Raw genomic sequence first — 23,395 nt, 5'->3', positions numbered from 1 at the left:
ATGGTATTCAAGGTTCAAAAGCTTTGAGCCTTACATAAAAAAGCCCGAGATAAACGTTGAGATCTCGGGCTTTCAAATAATGAGCCTAAGAAAGGCTCATTGAAGTCAGTTTCGACGACTATTTATCCATATGTAGAACGGTACGGATTGACTCACCTTTGTGCATCAATTCAAACGCTTCGTTTACATCTTGTAGACCCATGGTATGAGTGATGAACTCTTGAAGACCAAACTCACCTGCCATGTAGCGGTTAACGATTTCAGGTAGCTCTGAGCGGCCTTTCACGCCACCGAAAGCAGAACCACGCCATACACGATCGAGTAACCAGTTGGAATGGACGCGTGGAGATCTCTTGACCCGCGCCAGCCACACCGATGATGACAGACTCGCCCCACCCTTTGTGACAGCATTCAAGCGCTTGACGCATCACGTTAACGTTACCAATACACTCGAACGAGTAGTCAACACCGCCATCCGTCATGTCAACAATCACTTCTTGGATTGGCTTATCAAACTTCATTGGGTTAATGCAGTCAGTCGCGCCAAGCTGTTTCGCTAGCTCAAACTTGCTTTCATTAATGTCTACACCGATGATTGTTTTTGCCCCCGCCATACGTGCACCGATAATGGCAGAAAGGCCGATACCACCAAGACCAAATACCGCAACCGTATCGCCTTGCTGTACTTTAGCCGTGTTTAGCACAGCACCCATACCCGTTGTGACACCACAGCCAAGTAGACAGACTTCTTCAAGAGGTGCTTCTTTAGCGACTTTCGCTAATGAAATTTCTGGAAGTACTGTGTATTCAGAGAATGTAGAACAACCCATGTAATGGAAGATTGTTTCGCCATTAATAGAGAAGCGGCTTGTGCCGTCTGGCATTAGGCCTTGACCTTGCGTTTCACGCACCGCTTGGCATAAGTTTGTTTTGCCAGAAGTACAGAACTTGCATTCGCCACATTCAGCGGTATATAGAGGAATAACATGGTCGCCAACGGAAACGCTAGTCACACCTTCACCGATCATTTCAACAATACCGCCACCTTCGTGACCTAAAATTGATGGGAAGATCCCTTCTGGATCGTCGCCAGAAAGCGTAAACGCGTCAGTATGGCATACACCCGTTGCCACGATGCGAACAAGTACCTCATAAGCTTTAGGAAGCTGTACATCAACCTCTTCCATTTTTAGCGGTTCGCCCGCCGCCCAAGCAACCATAGCTTTTGATTTAATGTGAGTTTGACCTGGTTTAATTTCAAGCGTCATTGGAGTTTCCTTTGTTAGCTTTGTCGACAAAGTGTCATTGCCGACATTAGATTTATTTCGTTTCGAATAACCTCGAGGAGGAAAGCTTCTCTCGCTGCTTCGTTGTTGGGGTTAGTATAGGTGGTTACAGATATTTGATAATCCCACCGTTTTGAAATTGATTATTACATATAGGTAATAATCTACACATCCTAACCTCATCGCATCGAAAACTAGGGCTAAGTGGAAATACCTTATAGGCGGGGTTGGGCGATAACCTGAAACAAAAATGGCCTTCCGAAGAAAGCCATTGTTTTTCTGCTACTCACAACAGAGGATCCTGCCGTGTGAGCGGCAAATCTAAGCGTCGCTAAGGGAAAGCATCGCACTGGCCGCAAGTAAAAACGCACCAGCCCCATAATCAATATTGTGCTCAAATTCAACGTCACGAGGGTTATAAGCAGGCAATTGCACCCAGCCAATCATGCCATTGTCATGGATGCATGTTTCCAGTGCCGCCCATGCTTTTTCTACGACAGGTAAATAAGTATCGCGATCAAGGTGACGTAAGGCGTTAATTCCCCACGCCAAGCCATGACAGAATAACGATGTGGCACTGCTTTCGGGTGCAGGGAAACTGTCAGGATCAAGCAAGCTCGTGCGCCAGAAGCCATCTTGTTGCTGGTATTTAATCACTTCAGCAGCAAGGTCAGTAAACATCGTCACGTAACGAGAACGTGTTGGGTAATCTTGCGGCATAAACGCAAGGATTCGAGGAATGGCGGCCAATACCCAACTAATTCCGCGACTCCAAAATACTTTTTCACCATTCGCTTCTCGCATTTCAGTGCCATCAGCATTTGGAATATAGCGCTTATCGCGGTAATACAACGCCGTTTCAGAATCAAAGAGGTTCTCGACGGCATCCCACCACGCTGTGTCCATATAGTCGATGTACTTACTATCGCCAGTAAGCGCTGAGAACCCAGCAAATACCGGAGGTGCCATAAATAGCGAATCACACCACCACCAATCTTCGCGACCAGCTTTAGGCTCATTAATCATGAGCTCAAGCGCGCCCTTACCGTACTCTTGCGCTTCGGCAACATCAATCAATGGGTAAAGCGGTAGATACGCTTGTAAACAAACATGATCATCGGCAAAGCGTGGAAGAGGGCCAGGACGGAAGCTACGGTGTTCAAGGTAAAATCGAGTAAGCCGTTAAGATAATCATCATCTTGTGTCGCTTTCCACGCATCTGCCACGGATAGCCAAAATACACCACGTTCCCAGTCGGTCGCTTTAAGAAAACGTTTCTTACCCGTACTGCGAACAACGTAGCGAGTTCGATTATCACGTTGCCAACAATAGACACGTTTCATTTGTTCTAAAATTTTATTACTGTTCATCAGGTAGCCTTACCTCTTAACAATAAAACCATTGCTAATATTCAAATTAATAATGTTAATACTGAGTCGATATTGAAAAGTGACAAAATGGCACGACTAAACCTGACTAAGATAATCTAAATAGGAGGGAGTTAGATTAAATTCAGTCGTACCAAATTAATAGTTTAAGCTTTGTTAATTATAATTCATCTTCGAACGTGTCAGAATTATTACTTTCAAGTTGATCTAGTTCTTTTTCCATGTCTTTTATCGACTCATTTCCGATTTCCGAAACAATATCTACGAGTTCATTTATTGTTACACCATCGCGCTCAAAACAGGCGTTAGTAATCATCGGTAAATTAACGCCAGCAATAACTTTTACGTCATCTCGTTTAAGCATAATAGAGACAGCGCGATTACAAGGTGAACCACCTGGAACATCCGTTAGAATTAATACGCCTGAACCACTATTTATTTTTTCAATCGACGTCAACATAGATGCTTCTAGTTGCTCGGTCGTCATTGGTGGCACAAAATCTATAAACTCTAATCCACTTTGTTCACCAACAATCGCTTCTACTGCTGATTTCATACCGGAGGCAAAGTTAATATGCCCTGAAACTATAATACCAATCATAACTCAACCTTAATTAAAGAATACCCAATAAATGACCACCGACACCAACAAATAACGTTCCAAAAATCAATGCCGTTGGTGATTTCCCTTTCTTAACCAGGTAATACATTAACCAAACTAAGAGCATAGGTAACAAGTTCGGAATCAGCTTATCCAGCATCCCTTCTTGTAGGCTAATCATTGTCTCGCCAGCCTCCAATTCAATCACGGTTTCGACTTTAACGTATTTCGCTACCATGGAGCCAATCACTCCGAGACCAACAATATTCGCAGCTCGACCAAGCTTCTCCGCATGATCTGACAAGCGCTCTAATGCCGATACACCTGCGTTATAGCCCAAAAATAGCAGCCAGAAATACATTGGAATGCGGTAGGCTTGGTAGAGAATAAAGAATACCAAAACACCAAGTGGATTGCCCTGCAGCGCAATTGAACTACCAATAGCTAGCGTCAGTGGTAACATCACCGAGTGGTCGAGTGCATCGCCTACTCCAGAAACCGACCCCATCGTCGCAGCCTTCACAGACGCGATAGTCGATGGCTTCTCTTTACTCTCTTCCATTGCGATAGCAAGGCCAAGAGGTAAAGTAAAGAGCTTAGGGTTAGCGTTGTAGAACTGTAAGTTGTTTTTTAGCGCTCTCTTAAGGTCTTCTGGATCAGTGTGTATTTTTCTAAGCGCCGGGCTAATCGAATAACAAAAACCACCAGCCTGCATACGGTTATAGTTGAAGTTACCTTCCATCAATAAACCACGGAAACCAATTTTCCAAAGATCATTTTTAGTAATAACCTTATTTACAGATTTATCTTGGTAGCTATCTGCATTCATATTTATGTTTGTCTTACAGTTCATCATCAAATACCTGTGCGTTTGCAACCTGAGGAGTGTCCGCTTTCTTGTTATTCATATAATCTAGAATCGCCACACACGTAAACACTAAAGCCACACCAAGGATAGGCATATCAAAATACGTAGAACATACAAAGCCTAAGAAGAAGTACGGCAGAATAGCGATATTAAACATAGTACGCAGTAACATCGCGAAACCGACAGCAGGCATCATGCCACCCGCGATGGCCATACCACTCACAATACTCTCTGGTAAATATTCTTGGATAAACGTTGCGCCAGTCGCACCAAAGTAAATCGCGCAGAAGCCAACGATACCGTACAGTAGTGCACGAGCGCTAAGACCAATATAAATCAGCTTATCAATGCCTGAGAGGTTTAAGTCCTCTGCGTATTGATCCGCCTTTTGCATCATAGGTGCACATGAAGTAAATAGGAAAATAACCAAAGTTTGCATCGCTAGAGCAAAAGGTATTGCCATACCAATGGCCGCTTCAGGGGTCATATTTAGCTTTATCGCAAACATGGTGCCAACAATAGCGCCTATCGTGGTGTCCGGCGGTTGAACACCCGCGTTTGAGACGAGACCAAGCCAAGCTAGCTCGAATGTCGCACCAGCGATCAACCCCATTTGTAAATCGCCAAGAATAAATCCAACCACTGTACTCGGTAACTAATGGTCTGTGAATACCTGTGAAAATATCGAATTTATCGATACCACATAACGCCGCCCAAATAGCGACTAATACTGCTTCCATCAACATATTAAATACCTTAAATCACAAGATTTTTCGTTGCTTCAAAAATGCACTCTTTTGAACTTTCAGGCATATGTTGTAGCGTGCAAACACTACCATTCTCACTAAGTACTTCAAAAGCACGCATGTCCTCTTTGTCAACATTAATATATTTATTAACAGCAGTGCGACCTTCATGAAAATGCATATTACCAATGTTTATTTCAGGTAATTCCACTCCACCCACAACAATTCTTGCAAAATCTGTTGGGTTTTTACAAAGTACTAATATTTTTCGGTCTGGTCCGGCTTTAGGTAAATTGGTAATAGCTTGGTCAATCGTTCTAAATAGCACAGAAAAATCGCTACCAGCTGAGGCTTTAAATGGCGCTTGAAGCGCTTCCATTTGCGCGATTTCATCATTTGCGACAAGAATAGTATTTGCGCCAGAATGCTTACCCCATTGCAAACGAATTTGCCCATGGATGAGACGCTCATCAATACGAGCTAGAACGATGTTAGCCATTATTTTCCCTTATTTACTATATTAGATTAACTTGATTATTCTTACATTATTCAACGCTAGTGAATCCTCTACTTCATCATCTAGGTTGCAATCAGTTATCACCATATCGATATTACTTGGTTCACAAGCCCAAAACGCATCATTATTATTAAATGCTTCTGATTCGACGACGACAATAATTTTTTCAGATAATTCGCATAATAAACGAATCATATCTGCATCAAACTCACTGCGTGCAAACACCCCTAATTTAGGGTTAAAGCTGCTCACTTTTACAATAGCGCTATTAAAGCGATATTGTTTTAAACTTCTAATCATATGTGAACCCGTCATTTTCATGAGTTCGGTATTCACTCGTCCGCCAGTAACAAAGAAGTTACTATCTTTTATCTGTGGTAAGCTTTGTATTAAGTTTAAATCTCTTGTAACAATCGTCGAGCTTTTTAAATCAGTTAAATGGCGTAATGATTTTCTAATTAGCGAGCTACTATCGATAAATACAGTACTCCGCTCTTCGAGCCCACAATACACAGTATTAGCAATTAGCTCACCGAAATCCGACGTTTTTCCTTGCCTCTTCGATGTCGCAGACATGGCGAGTTGAGAAAGTACCGTCCGGTTAACTAAAGCATAACCATGAGAGCGTACGATATAGCCATTGTCATCTAAAAAGCGTAAATCGGCTCTAATGGTTGCACCTAAGTCACATTAAAATATTCGGCTAACTCGTCTACATGCATTTTACCGCGTACACCAACTAAGTTGGCTATTTCCATTCTTCTTTCAAGTGCTGTTGTCATGACTAACTCTTGGGGTGCTCTTTCACACCTAATTTTCATTCTTTTTCATTTTGATTGAAGTCTGCATCATGTCAGAACACCAAACAAACCCTTTGTATTGCATTCTTGATCTCAATCACACAATATCGCATAGCCGAACATATCGTAACAAAATCCGGATTTTTTTGTCATTAGTTGCGTATAAATGCAACAAATCGCCCATTAACGCTTAAATTTAATACTACACCTCCATTTTTGGCGAGGGCCTTTCTAAAACCAATTTTTGTTAACCTCCCGCCCATCCTCCGTGTCACTCAATAGCGTTTTTTTCATTTGTGGCGAAAATACCACCATTTTTTCATTTTTTGTGATGAACATAAAAACAAATGAAAATATCAGTAGCCGTAATAAAAATCATCGCTACTATTGCCCCAATCAATAGCTCCATTTGAGGGATTAAAATGAAACTTAGTGCTTATACCGCTGCTCTTCTAGGGGTCTCGGTTGCTATCGCTACTACACCTTTGGTTGCCCAAACTATCGTAGAAATAGGGTCCGAATACGAAGAGTACTACAACGTAACCGACGAGAAAGGAAAGGAGCATAAGTACGCTTCGCTAACCAACTACGTACCTTATATTCGCTTTAGCCATTCACCAAGCAGTAATGAGTGGAATATTTGGGGGCGATACTTCTCCAAAGAGTACATCAATAAAGATCTGTTTAATAACGGTGTTGTCACCGCTATGGATAAACGTTATGAACTTCACTACACAAAAATCAATCGCGTTGGTGATTGGCGTTTTCGTCCTGGGGTTGGGGTGCGCTACAACGGCTACGCCATCGATCGCTATGAAGTGGAGTACCGTCTTTACCCTCAGGTAGAGTACTTTTTTGACAGTAAAAACCGTTTCTTCTTCGATGGTCATGTCTACCTAGGCGATGGTCGAGGTCAACGCTCCGGCGACAGTGAAGCGCAAGATTACACCGACTGGGGTTATGAATTCGATTTTGGTTTACTGCATCGATTCAATTCGCACTCTTACATTCGTCCCAGCTTTTATACCGAATACGATGAATTCCAAAATAACTATGATGTTGACTACTGGCAGTTTCGTTTGGTGTATAGCCACAAAATTGGGCGTGCCACCATTAATCCATTTATGCGCTTGGGATTAGGGCGCTCTGTCACTGAGCGATCACATGTCGACTATCAACGATGGGGAACGACACTAGATAAAAACTATAGTCGTGCTGGCGTCTTTGGCAACGTTGGTATTTCAGGTAAATGGAATGTCATCTACGAAACCTATTACCAAATTGAAAACAACGAGTATTACACCAATGGCACGATCGAACCTTTACCTGATCGTGATAAGTTTTTTGCCAAACTCGGCGTCCAATATATTTTCTAACCAAAGACAGGAATACTCTCTTGAAAAAATTCAAACTTTCAATGCTATCCATTTCTGTGGCGATAGGATTTTTCAGTATAAGCCAGCCTGCTTTGGCAGAATCAACCACACCTAACCATACGGCGGCTTCGCAACCAATAACGTCTGAGCAAGCGTCTTTAAATAACGTGGCCTCTAAGCAAGAGCTACTCTCTCAACTAAGACATCGCTGGGCAACTTACTTCTTGGGCGATCCAAGTGAAGCGACCACTAAGCAGCAACAAACAGAAATTGTGGCGATTAATAAACACGCTCAACAACTATTAAATACCATTCGTATAGAGAAAACCGGTCTTTGGGACGACTTACCACTAGATATCAAATCACATGATGGGCGCCAAACTCTCGGTGTACCACTATTCGCCACTTATCAGCGTCTATTTAAACTGGCTCGCGCCTATAAATTACCTGGTGGTGAACTAGAAGGAAACTCGGCACTACTGGAAACTCTCGTCGAATCATTGGCGTTCCTTAATGAAGAGTTTTATCACGTGGGTATGCCAGAGTATGGTAACTGGTGGCAATGGGAATTAGGTATCTCACGTGTCGTCAATAATACGCTGGTCATTTTATACGATGACATTCCATACGAAATCGTCAGCAACTATGTCGATGCCACACGTTACTTTGTCCCACGCCCAACGCACCTCAGTGAAGGCTATGGAGCGCCTTATTCTAGTGCGCCTATGATCTGGAAGTCGACAGGAGGGAACCGAACAGATAACGCACAAGTCGTATTAGTTCGTGGCTTACTTGACAATAACGAGCAAGAAATAAAAGCCGCAGTGTTTGCACTTTCTAGCGTCATTCCTTACGTTAAATCGGGTGACGGTTTCTACCAAGACGGTTCCTACATACAGCACAAAGATCTGCCGTACTCCGGTACCTATGGCCAAGTGATGCTACAAGGCTTAGGTATGCAGCTAAGCTTAGTCGCGAATACGCCCTGGCAAGCCACGGATCCAAACCTACAAAAAATCTATCCACTCATTTTAAAAGCTTATGCGCCACTTTTGGTGAATGGCCGCATGATGGATTTTGTGAATGGGCGCGCGACATCAAAGAGCTGGGGAGCAAAATGACGTTGTTGGGCAGGCTATTTTAAGTGCCATGCTGCTATACGTAGACGGCGCCCCTGAGCAATACCGTGATGACTTTATCGACGTTATCGCTTCTCAGCTACACAGCACCAATGGACTACAAACATCACGTAACTTTAACAACTACCAACTCGCACAGAGCATGCTGGCGACACGTGATATAAAAGCAACACCAACGGCCTCCCATATTCAATTTTCTGATATGGATCGGGTTGTTCACCACCGAGACAACTGGACGTTTGGCGTAGCCATGCACTCCAATCGCGTCGGCAACTATGAATCCATCAACGGTGAGAACCTGAAAGGGTGGCATACCGCTGATGGTATGACGTATTTATACACTCCAAACGATCGCTATCACCAAGGATTCTGGCCACTTGTCGACCCTTATAAACTGCCAGGTACCACGACGCTACTTATTGAACGTGAGCTTGGGGACGGGCAACTGTCTGCACAACGCAATGGTCGCAATGGGGCGATGAATTGGACGGGCGGTGCCGCACTCAACCAATATGGCGTCGCTGGTATGAAATTTGTTAACCACACTCGCGATCTGTCTGCCCATAAGTCATGGTTCATGTTCGATAATGAAATCATTGCCCTTGGTTCAGATATTGAAAATAGCAGTGATGCGCCTGCAATCACGACGATTGATAATCGACTGGTGGCAGACGGTGCATCCTTACAAGTCAATGGTGAGACAGTAACGGACAACTTTAAAGGTATCGCCAACCACTTTACGATAAAAGAGCAATCTAACGATGCGTCGACGATTCAGTACTCACTACTGACTGACACCCCTATCGAGATTGTCAAACAATGCCGTGAGGGTAATTGGTCTGATATCGGCACCAGCAAAGGGACTGTTTCTGGCTGTTTCTATGAAGCAACAATGAGCCATGACCAAGACCGCAACCAATACGCTTACATGATCACGCCAAGTATGGCGACACCAAGCCAAGATATTTCAATTTTAGCGAACAATCAGTCAGTGCATGCTGTTGAGCATAAGTCACTCAACTTATTTGCAGCCAATTTTTGGAGTAAAGGTAAAGCAGGAGCGATTACAAGCAAATCAGCGATGTCGATTATGACGCAAGAATCCGACGGTCTCGTGCAAGTTTCCGTGTCTAATCCAACTCGATCTTGGTTCAATAGAAGCTTCACTATCGACGGCCAGTTTGAATTACTGACCAATGACGATCCGCGCGTAAAAGTCACTAACGGCAATGAGGTCTCTGTCGATCTCGATGACCTTAGTGGTTCAAGCTATACCTTTACGCTTAAGCGTATTAAATGATGGTGATCCTATGACATCATTCAAACAGCCGCTGCTTGCCATCGCTATTTCAGGCCTCTTGTTCGGGTGTGGATCAGAGTCCAACAACCCAATAAAAGAACCTGAAGATCAGAAAGCGATGGAAGTCTTTCGAGCAAAATGGAATCACTATTTAATTGGTGATCCTGCCCTCGAGTATGACAGCGCACTGCAAGCAAAAATTGCGACTCTCAATACCCAAACAGAAGGTTGGCTCAATAGCCAACCTTTACGAGCAGACGGCACATTTGCCGATTTGGTGATCACACCAAGTAATATCGATAGCCAGTTGCGCGCCAACTATTTGCGCCTACTGGCTATGGCGAAAAGCTACACCCTTCCCCAAGGTGATCTCTTCGGTAATGTGACGTTAAAAACAACCATAGAAAGCAGTTTAACTCGCTTAAACCAGCACTATTACCACGCAAATGTAACCGAACAACCGGGAAACTGGTGGAATTGGCAAATCGGTACACCAAAAGTCATCAATGACATATTGATGCTGATGAAAGATGATCTCGACCCCGATCTCATTAGCCAATACATTTTAGCGACGCGACACTTTGTGCCCGATCCAACAACAATAAATGTCGGAGGTAACATCAAACCCTCTGTCGGTGCAAACCTTGTCGACACGTCTCAAGTCGTGTTGGTTCGTGGCATCTTAGACAAAAACGACCAAGATATTGATGCCGCATTGCAATCGGTGTCAACGGTCATTGATACGGTGAACCAAGGTGATGGATTCTATCTCGATCACTCCTTTATTCAACATACCGACATTCCCTATCATCGGTACATACGGTAACGAGTTGATTAAAGGTCTTGGCCTCATCGTTGGTTCTGCTGAGGCGGCACAATTACCTGCTCTCGATAACCTTAACCTAGAGCGTATTTACCCAATTCTACTCGAGTCCTTTTACCCTTTCCTCGTCAATGGGCGAATGATGGACAGCGTAAATGGACGCGCTATTTCACGTATCAATGGTCAAAACGATAAACTGGGGCATGCCACTCTTAACGCCATGTTGCTTTATGTCGCTTCTACGCCGGATTCCCAGCATGAACAGCTCTCTCCGAGTCATAAAAAGCCAAATCCTCACGGATCTACAAGGCGACTTCTTTGACTCTATTGGTCTTTTCTATCCGTATCAAATGGCTAGAACGATCGTCGAAGATAGCGCGATTGATGTCATTACGCATCGCAGTGAGCATGTTCAATTTCCAGCGATGGATCGCGTGGTTCATCACCGACCTGATTGGTCATTTAGTATCGCCATGCATTCGAATCGAGTGGGCAATTACGAGTGTATTAATAGTGAAAATACCCAAGGATGGTATAGCGGAGATGGTGTCACCTACCTTTACAACCAGCAAGATCATTACAATCAATACTGGCCTGTGGTAGATGCCTATAAATTGCCCGGTATTACTGTACTGGATCAAGTCCGTAATCCGTGTTCTGGTCAGCGCAGCGAACAACGGGAAGGACGACAAGATGCGATTACTTGGTCTGGTGGTAGCCAATTAGATCAATACGGTAGTGTCGGATTCAACTTCACAAACTACAACAATCTTCTGTCAGCGAAGAAGTCATGGTTTTTATTCGACCAAGACATCATTGCGCTTGGCTCAAACATCACCAATAACAGCAGCAGTAATGCGTTAACCGTGATTGAAAACCGAAAAGTGGTTCATAACGCCTCTATTTATGTCAATGGAGAACCGCTTTCTGGGCCTGACGGGTTTACTGGTCGCTTGGAACGTTTGGAGATTCAGTACGATACGACTCAACATCCGATCCAATATATCGCGCTATCCGACAACACGGTCAACGTAAAACAAACCTGTCGCCAAGGTGATTGGTCTGATATTGGCGTCAACAGCGGCAAAGTCGAAGGCTGCTTTGTCAGCGCGACATTCGATAGCGACCTCCACAACAACTATCAGTATGCCATTGTACCCAATGCCGCATCAGGCTATGTCCCTGAAATTGAGGTGCTAAGTAATGATGCGACGGCGCACGTTGTCGCTCATCAGGCTCTCGACCTCATCGCAGCCAACTTCTGGACAAGTGGCAAAGTCGGCAATATTGAAGCACAAACCCCGCTCTCCATGATGATGAAACAACACGGCAATGGCGACATGACAGTATCGGTTTCCGATCCCAAATGGTCTTCACACGTCATCGCTTTTTCTCTTGATAAAAATATAACCATTAGTCATGACGCAGACAATCGAGTGTCAATCGATGCTTCCGGGATCATATCCGTCGATGTCGGTGACTTAGATGGCCAATCCTACACCTTTTCACTAAAAGAATTTAAATACTAAAGGACAATTCTATGTTTAAAAAAATCCTGACAGTTGCAGCTTTACTTTCGTTAGCTGGATGCGGTAATGATAGTAGCGATAAACCCAATCCACCTCCAGTGATCCCACCACCACCATCAGAAGGCCACCCGCCAAATATTGGTGACCAATACACCAATGTGATAGAGCTCGACATTGCACCTCTTGCGGGTTTAGAAGGGCAAGAATTAGTTCAGGGGATCGAAGATCAGCTCAACAATGGGTTAACGGCTCGTTCTGGCCTATTTAATGTCACGCCTAAATGGGGAATGACTACTGCTGGAGATTGGGATGAACTCAACCTTAATGTGATACAACGCGATAATGGCGAATACGTCTTTGAGACCACCATTGCACCGCAAGCCGTGGGTATACCATCAGCCAGCAATGCGGTTAAGAATGGATTCAGCTTTCTAGTCGAGATGCCAAATGGATTAGTAAAAGAAGCCGTTTTAGCATACAACTACCAACTCAGTACGCCACTAGGCTATGGCGGAGATGGATCTCGGACACCCGATTATCTTTTTCTTGGCGGCTTCACCAGCGGGGATCCTCTTGTCGAAAATAAACCACTGACTAACGGCAAAGGCTTTACTTATAAACTCAGCACCGACCGCTACATCTATATGAACACCCGCTTTGGTGATGCCAAAGATAACCTGTTCTTCAATAAAGCACTCTCCCAAGATGGTGAACGTTTTCGTATCCAGCATGGTCAGTGGAATTTAGTTCAGTTTGATCTAACAGCGAATAGTTTTACGCCTGAAGGACTCCCGGTAGAAGATGGAAGCTTGGCGATGCACTACAACGCTAAGGAGGCTATCCCGACGGATGGTAGTACAGGCTTCTACCCTGTCACCGAGCGAGTCATGATTGATGAGCTGCATAATTACCAACTCGCGGGATTAATGGAGTTTTACCGCCACTATAAACACAGTGCAGACCAACCGGAAGATTTGTTAGAGCAAACGTTACAAATCAAAGACATCACTTTTGCTTGGACAGATGAGTCTGTTGAACTCCCTGAACAGCCACCAGTGAACCCAGATCCGACACCGGATAACGTGTGCTCTGATCAAGGCTTTACTCATTCACGCATCGTTGATCTTACTGGCTTAGAAGGCAGTGACCACCAAAAGATCATGGACGCTATTTCAAGTCAACTTGGTGATATTAAACACGGTGCTGCGCTATTCTCTGTGGATCGCAATAACATCAGTGTTGTCACGTTAGGGGATGAACCTGCGCTCAAGGTAACTTATGCGGCAGGCGCAGTCGGCCAGGATAATACGGAAAATGGAACTAGCTTACTCGTCAATTTCCCTGCATCAGCAAGCATTTCATCCGCCTGTATTGCCTACGATGTACAATACGAAAAAGACGTACACGCAAGTCAAAATAATGATCTTGTCATTTTACCTAGTCTTTATTTAACAGACACCACAACCAATACCGTTTTGGCTGAACACAACTACGTGATCAATCACAACAAGCGTTTGGGCACGAAATTCAACGCCTCGTTTCTAACTTGGTTCGATGGCTCAACCAAATACTGGGCGCCTAATCGCTGGTCTAGCATTTCACAAACCCTCAACTTTGATGAACATAGCGGACAAGGCACACTCGATAGCTTATTAAATAACGACACGCACTTTAAACCAATAAACGGAGTAGAGTTTAACCAAGTGGCATACCCGCTTGTCACAGGAGACGCAATAGGAAATGTTGGGGCGGTAGCAAGCTTTAATTCATACCGTCCAGACGCGGCGCGTTCAGGTGTAGAAAATCAAGCGTTCTATTTTAAAAATATCGCGATTGGCTGGAAGTAATCAACGCGAGCGGTGAAACCGTGTCTAAGCCATTTAAGTCTTTGCTTAGATACGGTTTTAACATAGACACAATTTCAATATAGACACGGCTTCAAAATAAATCAGCCCAGCTAGACTGTGCTGATTTGTTGCCATGATTTCTCAGTAAGCGTGATATGTCACGGTGAATACGTGTAGCAACCTCAGATCCGCTAGCCCTATACCCTTACATCAATAATCCGCTCACCTATAAAACACTTTCACTAATCTATTTCGCAAAGTCATCTAGCACAGTCATTTAGCAGCAATTATCGCACTATTAGATTGCAATTTATCCAATATGAATATTGATGCAACTCAATAAATACCGCGTATTTGAAGAGTAGCTTATAGGAAAATAAACAAGGAATGAGGATTAATGATGAGGCTATCTAAACCAATATTAAGAGATGCATTAGGCCTGGGGCTAATTATTTCCGTCGCGTTGGCGTCACTGAGTATATTGCTCGATATTTTAGGTGTGCTTGCCTATGTCAATAATGAAGCAACCATCGCTACATTGCTGTTTCACGAATCATACAGCTTTCTGATTTTCCTTATACCGCCCTACTTCCTTGCCAGAGCCCTTATGCGCATTGAATTACCAAACACCCGACTAAGCGATTCTCTAAGAAACTCTGCTCAACATGAACAACCGCGTGCTGAGGTGTAGGGGGTGACAGAGGTCAATCTGTTCAGGATAGACCTCTGCCTATCTGTCACTCTATGCTTATAATTTTAGTACGCTGATGCTCGGCAGTTTTTCCACTAATTAAGTGGCCAAAGGTTGCTGCCATTAATACTGACAGGATTGGTAGCAAACTCGTCCAAACAATAACCCTGTGAAGTTGCAGCAAAATAAGTCATTGGCATGACATCTAAGCTCATCGCGGCCACTTGTTGCTTGGCTTTATCGCTAAAACTAAAACCCCACATATCAAGATAGCTACGCATATCTCGCTGAGTAATGTAGCTTAACGCCACCAACAGCCAATCATTATTATTCAACGCATTCGCTTCAGCCTGAGAGTAATGAGTAAAACCAATCGAGGCTTTACGCTCTTCCCAAAGGACCTCACTCGCTTTCAATCTATTGAATTCACGTTCAATAAGGTGCAAACGGCCTAACAGGTGCCAACCGTTCTTCAATACCCCTTGCTGCTGAGCTGACATCATCATTTGTATGTAGATACGCGCTCCCCAGCTCCAGCCAGTTTGATTTTGCGCCGCCATGAAAGCATTTGGGTCGGTTTGCAATCGGCTTTGCTGCAGTAATTCAAATTGCCCTTTAAAGTCGAGCCCTTGGCAGGAAGAGACCTTTCCTGTGTCGACATAATAACGAGACTTACTGTAGTAGGAGTAATAGTTCGTGGTGGAGTGGCCATCCCAACCAGTAAATCGAAAGCGCCCTTTCTCTAAGCCATGACCGAGTTCATGCAAATCACCATGACCAAGCGGATGAAACGACCAGTAAGCATCATATGGATTGCCCGAGCAACCATAACCACAGGTTGCTTGGTCGGCATTCATGTGCTTAACGATATCAATGGTCTCAATGGTCCAACCTTGATCTTTACCGTATTGGTGGATCTCATCGATCGTATCAATGCCCGGCCCCTGAAAACCAGCCAGTGCGTGCGGGAAGTTATGCACATAGCGTTCGGTAGCTGCCGCCATATCTTGATGCTGCGCCCAATCTGTTGAGCTCACAGATTCCAACATTTTGTCAGCCTTAGCGTGCACCTCAAATCCCGGAGTAATCAACTCCGCCCAATCAAACTGAGCGGACTTAAGTTGTGCGATAAACGCCTCGTTATCGACTCCACTTCGCCACACTGGGTGCTGGGCCACATTTTCGAAGGAGAGCTCAACTGGAATATCATTGGCATCAAACTGAACCTGAACAGTACCGCCATACGCTGAAGTTAAATAAATCGTTTCTCCTGGCTCAACTCGGTAACTCGTTGATGTCAGAAACTTAGGTCTTGCGTACCCCCCATTACTAGAAAATTCATGCGTTGCCCCGCTACGCAAAGTATTTAACACAATAGAGGTCGTAACGGGTTGATTATCTTGACGTGTCACCTTAAAGGTTTGACCGGGAATGGCATACACACCTGCTGAACGGAAACTGCGTTTTGATTCCAGTAACACCGTCTTATTTATTAACGGCATATTTTCAAAAGATCGAGTACTAAAATTCCCTAAACTTGGCTGGGCATGATTAAGCTTGCGAGTATGGTATTGAGTATAATCACTGAAATAAGATTTCAAAAAATCAAGCGTTTCTGTGCTGTCTTTATCCATAGGAAATAGAACCGATTGACGGTAATGATCGGCAAGTAGCAGCAATAATTTTTCATAGGCATAATCCGGGCTTGAAAAGAGATCCACTTTATTACTATCAAGCCGATTTAGATGCTGGCGTATACCCTCAGCTGCTGGGTAGAACTGCTCGGCCATCATCGAATCTGCACGACACGATTTATCATCGCATAAACTAAGGTCGACACTAAAACTATCACGCTGCAGTCGCTGTAATAGCGCTTGCTGCTGCAATATTGAATCTGGTACTTTGTCGATAAGCGAGGTCGGATCCCAATTCGTTAAGCCAAGCTTACGCCAATAGTTATCACCAACGTAATTAATGTGTAAGCGCTCAAGTAATCGGCTACCTAGTTCGGTCATGCCGCCATCTAAATGTAGATACAACACTGGAATACCATGCTCTAACGCATACTCCACCCCGTGAAGTACTGAGTCAGCACTGTCTCCGGCATTTAACTTTTGGGATAGAATCAACATATCAGGCTTTGCTTGTAAACACGCAAGTAATTGCTCACCATCACATTGATTATCAGCATTCATCAGCAATGAATCTGAATAGGTTTCCGTTAACCAATGTCGAGTCGCTTGGGCGTCGGGGAAATAGTGGGACTGGTCAAGCTGAGCTAATACAATACGTCTCGGTGCTTGAGTTGAAGACATGACCCATTGCACAAGATTTTGTAGCCACCTCTCCATTGACTGGTTCACCGAGTTAGGAAAGCGCTGCTTAGTACGAAATGGATTGCTGCCAAGCGCTGCGTAACGCACATTGTCTGACGTAATACCCGCAACACCAATGGTCAATACCTGATCATCATACCCAGTATTCATTGCTTTATTGGTGGTTAAAATAGTGTCATTAAACCCATAAGTAGGCGAGAGTATTGCGGCATCATGGGTAGGGTCCCAATATAAATCAGACAAATTGTTGCCATTGGTGTCTTGCGCTAATTCACGTTTAATGCCGTTATACGTACGCTTATAACTCGCCACCAAAGATTGGCTCGCATCAATAAAGTCATTGGCGTTATCAACTAATGATGCATCACCACTTTCTAATGCTAGCTGGACGGGTGTTTTGTTGGGTGTCGCGGTCTCAGAGTCAGACCCACCACCACAACCCACTAACCCCGCCAGTAAGATTATCATTACTGCACTTTTTTTCATTTTACCTCCCACGAAAAGTGGAAGGCTAAATCATAAATCTGATACAGCCATTCACCCTCTCTATGATTGGACTTAAGATCACGCAATAACTTGCCTGAAATACGATTTTTTACTTTGTATCACGAATACTCCTACAAAATAACAAACAGTCGCGACAAGAAACAACCAAACCAAAAGCACGCCTGAACCTCAATTCGTCCATAAAAACTTGAACAAAACGTATGCCCATAGAGAGCGTCATGTATGAAAAATAAATGATAATACTCACTTTATATTCAATAAAAAAAAGGGCGCATTGTCTGCCTATCTAGCGAAAAATTTATACGTTCACATGGTAATAACCATCGGTGATTAGTGAGATAATAGTGACTTTGCGATGATAGTCACAACAAATTGCCATTACTAATTTCCAAATCAAATTAACGTGTCATTTTATGGTGTGATAAGTATCACCTATTTAATTTGTAGACTTACAACCACCATTAACAAAGGAAAAAATGATAGTAAGCACTAACATTAATCTCTCAATAGTCTGTAATTCGTGACGTTCATCACCTTAACAACTCGTTCAAAAAACACTCAAAAAAGTGCCACTTTGACGTTTTTAACAACCAGTCACGGCAAATTAACGTTTTTGACGGAGAAGCTAATTGATAAATTCTTCTTTAAGGTGTTTTCTTAGTAACGCCTAAGGCTTACAGGCCACTCTTTAGGAATCAGATAAGAGGTAGGCTTTAGCAAAACGTGAGGGTAAGTCTCCAATATTTACCCAGTGAAACAAAAGCAAATAGTAAGGAATAGCTATGCTTGCGCATATTAAAAAAACAGCACTCGCGACAGCAATTATCGCCACTGCAGTATCAGGGTTTAGCTCTGTTGCAACTGCAGCAGAACGTAATGAACTGACCGTTCACCCAAAAGAGTTCAATACTTTTGTTCGTAACTTTAACCCATACTTGGGTGCGACGAACCTACACACAACAACGGACTTTATTTATGAACCGTTGGTTGTTTTCAATGAGATGCACGGGAACAAGCCTAGTATTCCGTCTTGCTGAAGGCTTCGAAATGTCCGACGACCTAATGACGGTCACCTTTGACATTCGTAAAGGTGTGAAATGGTCAGATGGCGAAACTTTTGATGCTAACGATGTCCTGTTCTCATTCAATCTTGTTAAATCAAAACCTGAACTTGACCAAAGTGGCATTAACTCTTGGGTAGAGAAAGTAGAAAAAGTTAACGACCACCAAGTGAAGTTCTACCTCACCGAAGCAAACTCAAACGTGCCTTACGAAATCGTTAAAGTGCCTGTCGTCCCTGAGCATGTTTGGAAAGATATTAAAGATCCAGCTACGTTTACCAATGAAAACCCTGTAGGTTCGGGGCCATTTACCGAGATCGACACCTTTACAGGGCAACTTTATGTTCAATGTCGTAACGAAAACTACTGGGATGCGGATAACCTAGAAGTAGATTGTCTACGTGTTCCTCAAATTGCGAACAACGATCAGTTCCTAGGCAAAGTGGTTAACTCTGAAATGGATTGGACTTCATCGTTCATCCCAGATATTGACCGTACTTACGCAGCAGCAAGTCCAAATCACCACTACTGGTACCCGCCATCAGGTACACAAGCTTTCATGCTTAACTTTAAGAACCCAGATCAAGTTAAAAATGAAGCGCTTAACAATGTCGATTTCCGTCGTGCATTCTCAATGGCACTTGACCGTCAAACCATCATTGATATCGCATTCTACGGTGGCGGTACGGTTAATGACTTCGCTTCTGGTCTAGGTTATGCCTTTGCAGCATGGTCTGATGAAACCACACACAACAAATTTAAGGGTTATAACTCTTATGACGCGGAAGGCGCAAAAGCGCTCCTTTCAAAAGCTGGCTTCAAAGACGTAAACAGTGATGGCTTTGTCGATACTCCATCTGGCAAATCTTTTGAGCTGTTAATTCAATCTCCTAATGGTTGGACTGACTTTAACAACACAGTGCAACTCGCTGTTGAGCAACTTGCTGAAGTAGGCATTAAAGCAAAAGCGCGTACACCAGACTTCTCTGTGTACAACCAATCCATGCTTGAAGGGTCTTACGACGTCGCATATACCAACTATTTCCACGGTGCGGATCCATATACTTATTGGAACAGCGCATACAACTCAACACTACAAAGTGGTGATGGTATGCCTCGCTTCGCGATGCACTTCTACCAAAACTCTGAGTTAGATTCGCTATTAAGCAGCTTCTATAAGACCGCAAATAAAGATGAACAAATGAAGATCGCACATGGTATTCAGAAAATCATCGCAGAAGACCAAGTGACAGTACCTGTCATGTCTGGTGCTTATATGTTCCAGTACAACACCACTCGTTACACGGGCTGGTGGAACGAGCAAAACCCTCAAGGCCGTCCAAATATCTGGGCTGGTATTCCTGAGCGACTATTGCACGTGCTGGACCTAAAACCAGTAAAATAAACAAGTAAGTATGTAATTAAAAGCGGTGCATCCGTACCGCTTTCATCCCCTTCCTGTATTCAATTGAATGAGTGGCGCTTGTCGTCAGGGGATAGCTCGTCTCGACGTTATGGACGGCAATTCCAGTGATACTACCACTGGGTTAACAAGGTGTAAGTTATGGGTTATTTTTTAAGACGATTGTCCTTTTATTGTATGGCGCTATTAGTCGCCGCCACTATCAACTTTATTATTCCACGCGCAATGCCAGGCGACCCAGTCACCATGATGTTTGCGCATACTACGGTACAAATTACACCAGAACGTATTGCCGCAATGAAAGAATTGCTTGGCTTCGTTGATGGTAACTATTTTGTTCAATACATCGCCTACATGAAGAACATTCTGAGCTGGGAGCTTGGCACCTCTGTGCAATTCTTCCCATTGTCAGTAAACAGCTTACTGGGCAGCGCATTTGGTTGGTCACTATTTCTAGCAGGCTGCGCCGTAGTGCTTTCTTTCTCTATCGGTTCAGTGCTTGGCATCTTCGCTGCATGGAAACGTGGCAGTCGCTTCGATACGTTTATCACCCCCGGAATGCTGATTGTTCAGGCCATTCCTCAAGTCGTTATTGCGATGCTAGCGCTATTCATTTTCGCAATCGGTCTTAAGTGGTTCCCGACAGGTTACGCGTATACCGCAGGGACGACGCCAGATTGGACAAGCTGGACTTTCCTTAAGGATGTGTTGTATCACGCGGTTCTACCTCTCATTTGTGCGACGATCATTCAAATTGGCGGCTTCCTCGTCAATATGCGTAACAACATGATTAACCTTCTTAATGAAGACTACATCACCATGGCAAAGGGCAAAGGCCTGAGCGAAAACCGCGTGGTATTCAATTACGCCGCTCGTAACGCCATGCTACCAAGTGTCACCGCACTCTCCATGTCGTTAGGTATGGCGCTTGGTGGACAATTGATCATTGAAATTATCTTCAACTATCCAGGTTTAGGCAGCGTCATGCTTAACGCTATTCACGCTCGTGATTACCAAGTTCTTCAAGGTCAACTACTTATCATGACTCTCTTTATGCTGTTCTTTAACCTTGTCGCCGACATGCTGTATGTCGTGCTTGACCCTCGCCTACGTAAAGGAGGCAAATAATCATGAAAGGATTTCTCTCTCTAGTGTGGCGAAATACCACCGCACGTATCGGACTTGTCATTATCGGTCTGTTTATCTTTCTTGCTGTGGCAGCACCCTTAATTACTAAGCACGCGCCAGACAAGCGCACTGGTAATCCTCACGAGTATCCAGGCTTTATTGTCAAAATGGCACAAGCAAACCCAGATGGCTGGGTAGCAGAAAACCTTGCCGACAACCGCCGCTCACTGCTGATGTCAAAGAAAGCCGATCACACGCTAGGCACAACTCGTATGGGCCGTGATGTATGGTCACAAGTGGTCTACGGTGCTCGAGTATCTCTCATGGTGGGCTTTGGCGCAGGTCTTACGGTGTGCATCTTAGCGACGGTGATTGGTATTTCGGCAGGTTACTTTGGTGGCCGAGTCGATGATGTGTTAACCGCCGCCATGAACATTATGTTGGTGATCCCTCAGTACCCATTACTCTTTGTTGTCGCTGCATTTATTGGTGAGGCAGGCCCGCTTACCATCTCCTTAGTCATTGGCTTTATGTCCTGGGCTTGGGGAGCAAGGGTAATACGCTCTCAAACCCTGTCCTTACGCGAAAAAGAGTTTGTTAAGGCAGCAGAAGTCTTAGGTGAGTCAAAGCTGCGCATTATTTTTGTTGAGTTACTACCAAACCTTATCTCAATTGTTGGTGCAAGCTTCATTGGTTCGGTCATGTACGCCATTTCTATGGAAGCCATTATCTCCTTCTTGGGCATGGGTGATCCGAATACCGTTAGCTGGGGCATCATGCTCTACAACGTACAAACGTCGTCGGCAATGCTGATTGGCGCTTGGTGGGAAATGCTTGCCCCTTGTTTTGCTCTTATCTTATTGGTTACAGGTCTTGCGCTACTCAACTTCGCTGTTGATGAAATTGCCAACCCTCAACTTCGCTCTCACAAAGGGATGAAACGTTGGAAAAAAATGGTGAAAGAAGACAAGACGACTCGCGAGCCTGAACTACCACCACAAAATGCACTTTGGAGCGGAGACCGTTAATTATGTCTGAACCTTTAATTTCAATCCGCAACCTTTGCGTAGATTACATTACCGATGCTGGCGACGTCAGAGCCTGTAACAACGTCAGCTTTGATATCGCACCGGGAGAAGTCTTTGGTCTGGCGGGTGAATCCGGCTGTGGTAAATCCACCGTCGCCTTTTCACTGATGCGTTTACATAAGCCACCAGCCTACATCAGCGGTGGTGAGGTTATCTTCAATGGTGAAGATATCCTTAAATACAGCGATGAACGTATGCAAGCGTTTCGCTGGAGTGAGATGTCCATGGTCTTTCAAAGTGCCATGAATGCCTTAAACCCCGTACTCACGATTGAGGAGCAGTTCTGCGATGTCATCATGCGTCACACCAATATGACTCGTGAACAAGCGAAAAAACGTGCCGAAGGTCTATTGGAAATAGTGGATATTCACCCAAGTCGACTCAACGATTATCCACACCAATTTTCAGGCGGCATGCGTCAGCGCCTAGTGATTGCCATCGCGCTCGCGCTCAACCCTAAGATGATCATTATGGATGAGCCAACCACCGCTCTGGATGTAGTGGTTCAACGCGAGATCCTACAAAAGATCTACGCATTAAAAGAAGAGTTTGGCTTCTCTATCTTATTCATTACCCATGATATTTCCTTAATGGTCGAGTTCTCAGACCGTATCGGGATCATGTACTCAGGTGAGCTGATCGAAGTGGCGCCTTCTAAAGCGATTCTAGAATCACCTTACCACCCTTATACCAAAGGGCTGGGAAGTTCATTTCCGCCATTAACTGGGCCAAAAACAAAGCTAACGGGCATTCCAGGCAACCCGCTAAACCTACTGGAAATCCCACAAGGATGCCGCTTTCAGGCTCGTTGTGACCGTGTTCATGAAGCCTGTACAAAGGTACCGACACAATTGCGTCAAATTGAGTCAAACCGTTTCTCAAATTGCCATTTATACAATGAGCAAATTGCGGTAGCCGACGTGTTGTCATAGACAACCACC

General features: G+C 44.2%; 17 protein-coding genes and 3 pseudogenes. 12 read left to right on the top strand and 8 right to left on the bottom strand.

What is annotated here, in order from left to right; all coding sequences use genetic code 11:
* Positions 1-118: 118 nt before the first annotated feature.
* The 7 genes and pseudogenes from AC0L66_RS03125 to AC0L66_RS03095 all read right to left on the bottom strand — a co-directional run bounded on the left by AC0L66_RS03125 (position 119) and on the right by AC0L66_RS03095 (position 5,982).
* Positions 119-1,268: pseudogene (locus tag AC0L66_RS03125) on the bottom strand (S-(hydroxymethyl)glutathione dehydrogenase/class III alcohol dehydrogenase).
* Positions 1,269-1,607: 339 nt separating this feature from the next.
* Positions 1,608-2,656: pseudogene (locus AC0L66_RS03120) on the bottom strand (glycoside hydrolase family 88/105 protein).
* Between the two features lie 178 nt (positions 2,657-2,834).
* Entirely contained in the window at positions 2,835-3,275 is a 441-nt protein-coding gene (agaF, locus tag AC0L66_RS03115) for a PTS galactosamine/N-acetylgalactosamine transporter subunit IIA (protein WP_473568361.1), read from the bottom strand.
* A 13-nt stretch (positions 3,276-3,288) separates the two neighbouring features.
* Positions 3,289-4,104 (bottom strand): PTS system mannose/fructose/sorbose family transporter subunit IID, encoded by an 816-nt coding sequence (locus AC0L66_RS03110; RefSeq protein ID WP_265676568.1) that lies wholly within the window; start codon positions 4,102-4,104, stop codon positions 3,289-3,291.
* A 13-nt stretch (positions 4,105-4,117) separates the two neighbouring features.
* Positions 4,118-4,786: a PTS N-acetylgalactosamine transporter subunit IIC gene (gene agaW, locus AC0L66_RS03105; RefSeq protein WP_473568360.1), complete on the bottom strand. Its 669-nt coding sequence runs from the start codon at positions 4,784-4,786 to the stop codon at positions 4,118-4,120.
* 113 nt (positions 4,787-4,899) lie between these two features.
* On the bottom strand, positions 4,900-5,388 hold the full coding sequence (locus tag AC0L66_RS03100; protein ID WP_265676566.1) for a PTS sugar transporter subunit IIB: 489 nt from the start codon (positions 5,386-5,388) through the stop codon (positions 4,900-4,902).
* Positions 5,389-5,409: 21 nt separating this feature from the next.
* A complete protein-coding gene (locus tag AC0L66_RS03095) occupies positions 5,410-5,982 on the bottom strand; it encodes a DeoR/GlpR family DNA-binding transcription regulator (RefSeq protein WP_473568358.1) in 573 nt (190 codons plus the stop codon).
* 646 nt (positions 5,983-6,628) lie between these two features.
* On the opposite strand from AC0L66_RS03095, the gene AC0L66_RS03090 reads away from it, so the two are divergent.
* The 8 genes from AC0L66_RS03090 (at position 6,629) to AC0L66_RS03055 (ending at position 14,911) form a co-directional block, all read left to right on the top strand.
* Positions 6,629-7,582 carry a hypothetical protein gene (locus AC0L66_RS03090; protein WP_265676564.1) on the top strand — a complete coding sequence of 318 codons (954 nt, stop codon included), beginning with the start codon at positions 6,629-6,631 and terminating at the stop codon, positions 7,580-7,582.
* A 20-nt stretch (positions 7,583-7,602) separates the two neighbouring features.
* The gene (locus tag AC0L66_RS03085) at positions 7,603-8,703 is read left to right on the top strand and encodes a hypothetical protein (RefSeq protein WP_473568356.1); all 1,101 of its coding nucleotides are present in this window, start codon (positions 7,603-7,605) and stop codon (positions 8,701-8,703) included.
* On the top strand, positions 8,666-10,021 hold the full coding sequence (locus AC0L66_RS03080; protein ID WP_473568354.1) for a polysaccharide lyase family 8 super-sandwich domain-containing protein: 1,356 nt from the start codon (positions 8,666-8,668) through the stop codon (positions 10,019-10,021). The genes AC0L66_RS03085 and AC0L66_RS03080 overlap by 38 nt, the downstream gene beginning before the upstream one ends.
* A gap of 10 nt (positions 10,022-10,031) precedes the next feature.
* Complete coding sequence (locus tag AC0L66_RS03075; protein ID WP_473568352.1) at positions 10,032-10,847, top strand: hypothetical protein; 816 nt, start codon at positions 10,032-10,034, stop codon at positions 10,845-10,847.
* Positions 10,780-11,166: a hypothetical protein gene (locus AC0L66_RS03070; protein ID WP_473569180.1), complete on the top strand. Its 387-nt coding sequence runs from the start codon at positions 10,780-10,782 to the stop codon at positions 11,164-11,166. Before AC0L66_RS03075 ends, AC0L66_RS03070 begins: the two co-directional genes overlap by 68 nt.
* Entirely contained in the window at positions 11,102-12,373 is a 1,272-nt protein-coding gene (locus AC0L66_RS03065; RefSeq protein WP_473568350.1) for a polysaccharide lyase family 8 super-sandwich domain-containing protein, read from the top strand. The genes AC0L66_RS03070 and AC0L66_RS03065 overlap by 65 nt, the downstream gene beginning before the upstream one ends.
* A gap of 11 nt (positions 12,374-12,384) precedes the next feature.
* Entirely contained in the window at positions 12,385-14,220 is a 1,836-nt protein-coding gene (locus AC0L66_RS03060; protein WP_265676561.1) for a hypothetical protein, read from the top strand.
* Between the two features lie 397 nt (positions 14,221-14,617).
* On the top strand, positions 14,618-14,911 hold the full coding sequence (locus AC0L66_RS03055) for a D-fructose-6-phosphate amidotransferase (RefSeq protein WP_265676560.1): 294 nt from the start codon (positions 14,618-14,620) through the stop codon (positions 14,909-14,911).
* Between the two features lie 95 nt (positions 14,912-15,006).
* On the opposite strand, the gene AC0L66_RS03050 is transcribed toward AC0L66_RS03055, so the two are convergent.
* On the bottom strand, positions 15,007-17,733 hold the full coding sequence (locus AC0L66_RS03050) for an ImpA family metalloprotease (protein WP_473568348.1): 2,727 nt from the start codon (positions 17,731-17,733) through the stop codon (positions 15,007-15,009).
* Positions 17,734-18,536: 803 nt separating this feature from the next.
* Here AC0L66_RS03050 and AC0L66_RS03045 point away from each other — a divergent pair.
* From AC0L66_RS03045 to AC0L66_RS03030, 4 genes and pseudogenes are all read left to right on the top strand, one after another.
* A pseudogene (locus tag AC0L66_RS03045) lies at positions 18,537-20,220 on the top strand (ABC transporter substrate-binding protein).
* 159 nt (positions 20,221-20,379) lie between these two features.
* The gene (locus tag AC0L66_RS03040) at positions 20,380-21,366 is read left to right on the top strand and encodes an ABC transporter permease (RefSeq protein WP_250617419.1); all 987 of its coding nucleotides are present in this window, start codon (positions 20,380-20,382) and stop codon (positions 21,364-21,366) included.
* A 2-nt stretch (positions 21,367-21,368) separates the two neighbouring features.
* A complete protein-coding gene (locus AC0L66_RS03035) occupies positions 21,369-22,394 on the top strand; it encodes an ABC transporter permease (RefSeq protein WP_265676556.1) in 1,026 nt (341 codons plus the stop codon).
* Positions 22,395-22,396: 2 nt separating this feature from the next.
* On the top strand, positions 22,397-23,386 hold the full coding sequence (locus AC0L66_RS03030) for an ABC transporter ATP-binding protein (RefSeq protein WP_265676555.1): 990 nt from the start codon (positions 22,397-22,399) through the stop codon (positions 23,384-23,386).
* Positions 23,387-23,395: the final 9 nt, after the last annotated feature.

The sequence above is a fragment of the Vibrio sp. GJ43-1 genome (genome assembly GCF_055808835.1).
Note: the sequence above shows the minus strand (reverse complement) of the source record. Positions and strands in the feature narration are given on the sequence as shown.

Bases quoted from the DNA above. Each gene is read 5' to 3' on its own strand.
- AC0L66_RS03065 (WP_473568350.1), top strand. From the start codon at position 11,102: ATGAACAGCTCTCTCCGAGTCATAAAAAGCCAAATCCTCACGGATCTA.
- AC0L66_RS03110 (WP_265676568.1), bottom strand. From the start codon at position 4,104: ATGAATGCAGATAGCTACCAAGATAAATCTGTAAATAAGGTTATTACT.
- AC0L66_RS03050 (WP_473568348.1), bottom strand. From the start codon at position 17,733: ATGAAAAAAAGTGCAGTAATGATAATCTTACTGGCGGGGTTAGTGGGT.
- AC0L66_RS03080 (WP_473568354.1), top strand. From the start codon at position 8,666: ATGGGCGCGCGACATCAAAGAGCTGGGGAGCAAAATGACGTTGTTGGG.
- AC0L66_RS03055 (WP_265676560.1), top strand. From the start codon at position 14,618: ATGATGAGGCTATCTAAACCAATATTAAGAGATGCATTAGGCCTGGGG.
- AC0L66_RS03100 (WP_265676566.1), bottom strand. From the start codon at position 5,388: ATGGCTAACATCGTTCTAGCTCGTATTGATGAGCGTCTCATCCATGGG.
- AC0L66_RS03060 (WP_265676561.1), top strand. From the start codon at position 12,385: ATGTTTAAAAAAATCCTGACAGTTGCAGCTTTACTTTCGTTAGCTGGA.
- AC0L66_RS03095 (WP_473568358.1), bottom strand. From the start codon at position 5,982: ATGTCTGCGACATCGAAGAGGCAAGGAAAAACGTCGGATTTCGGTGAG.
- AC0L66_RS03030 (WP_265676555.1), top strand. From the start codon at position 22,397: ATGTCTGAACCTTTAATTTCAATCCGCAACCTTTGCGTAGATTACATT.
- agaF (WP_473568361.1), bottom strand. From the start codon at position 3,275: ATGATTGGTATTATAGTTTCAGGGCATATTAACTTTGCCTCCGGTATG.
- AC0L66_RS03090 (WP_265676564.1), top strand. From the start codon at position 6,629: ATGAAACTTAGTGCTTATACCGCTGCTCTTCTAGGGGTCTCGGTTGCT.
- AC0L66_RS03075 (WP_473568352.1), top strand. From the start codon at position 10,032: ATGACATCATTCAAACAGCCGCTGCTTGCCATCGCTATTTCAGGCCTC.
- AC0L66_RS03040 (WP_250617419.1), top strand. From the start codon at position 20,380: ATGGGTTATTTTTTAAGACGATTGTCCTTTTATTGTATGGCGCTATTA.
- AC0L66_RS03070 (WP_473569180.1), top strand. From the start codon at position 10,780: ATGGATTCTATCTCGATCACTCCTTTATTCAACATACCGACATTCCCT.
- AC0L66_RS03035 (WP_265676556.1), top strand. From the start codon at position 21,369: ATGAAAGGATTTCTCTCTCTAGTGTGGCGAAATACCACCGCACGTATC.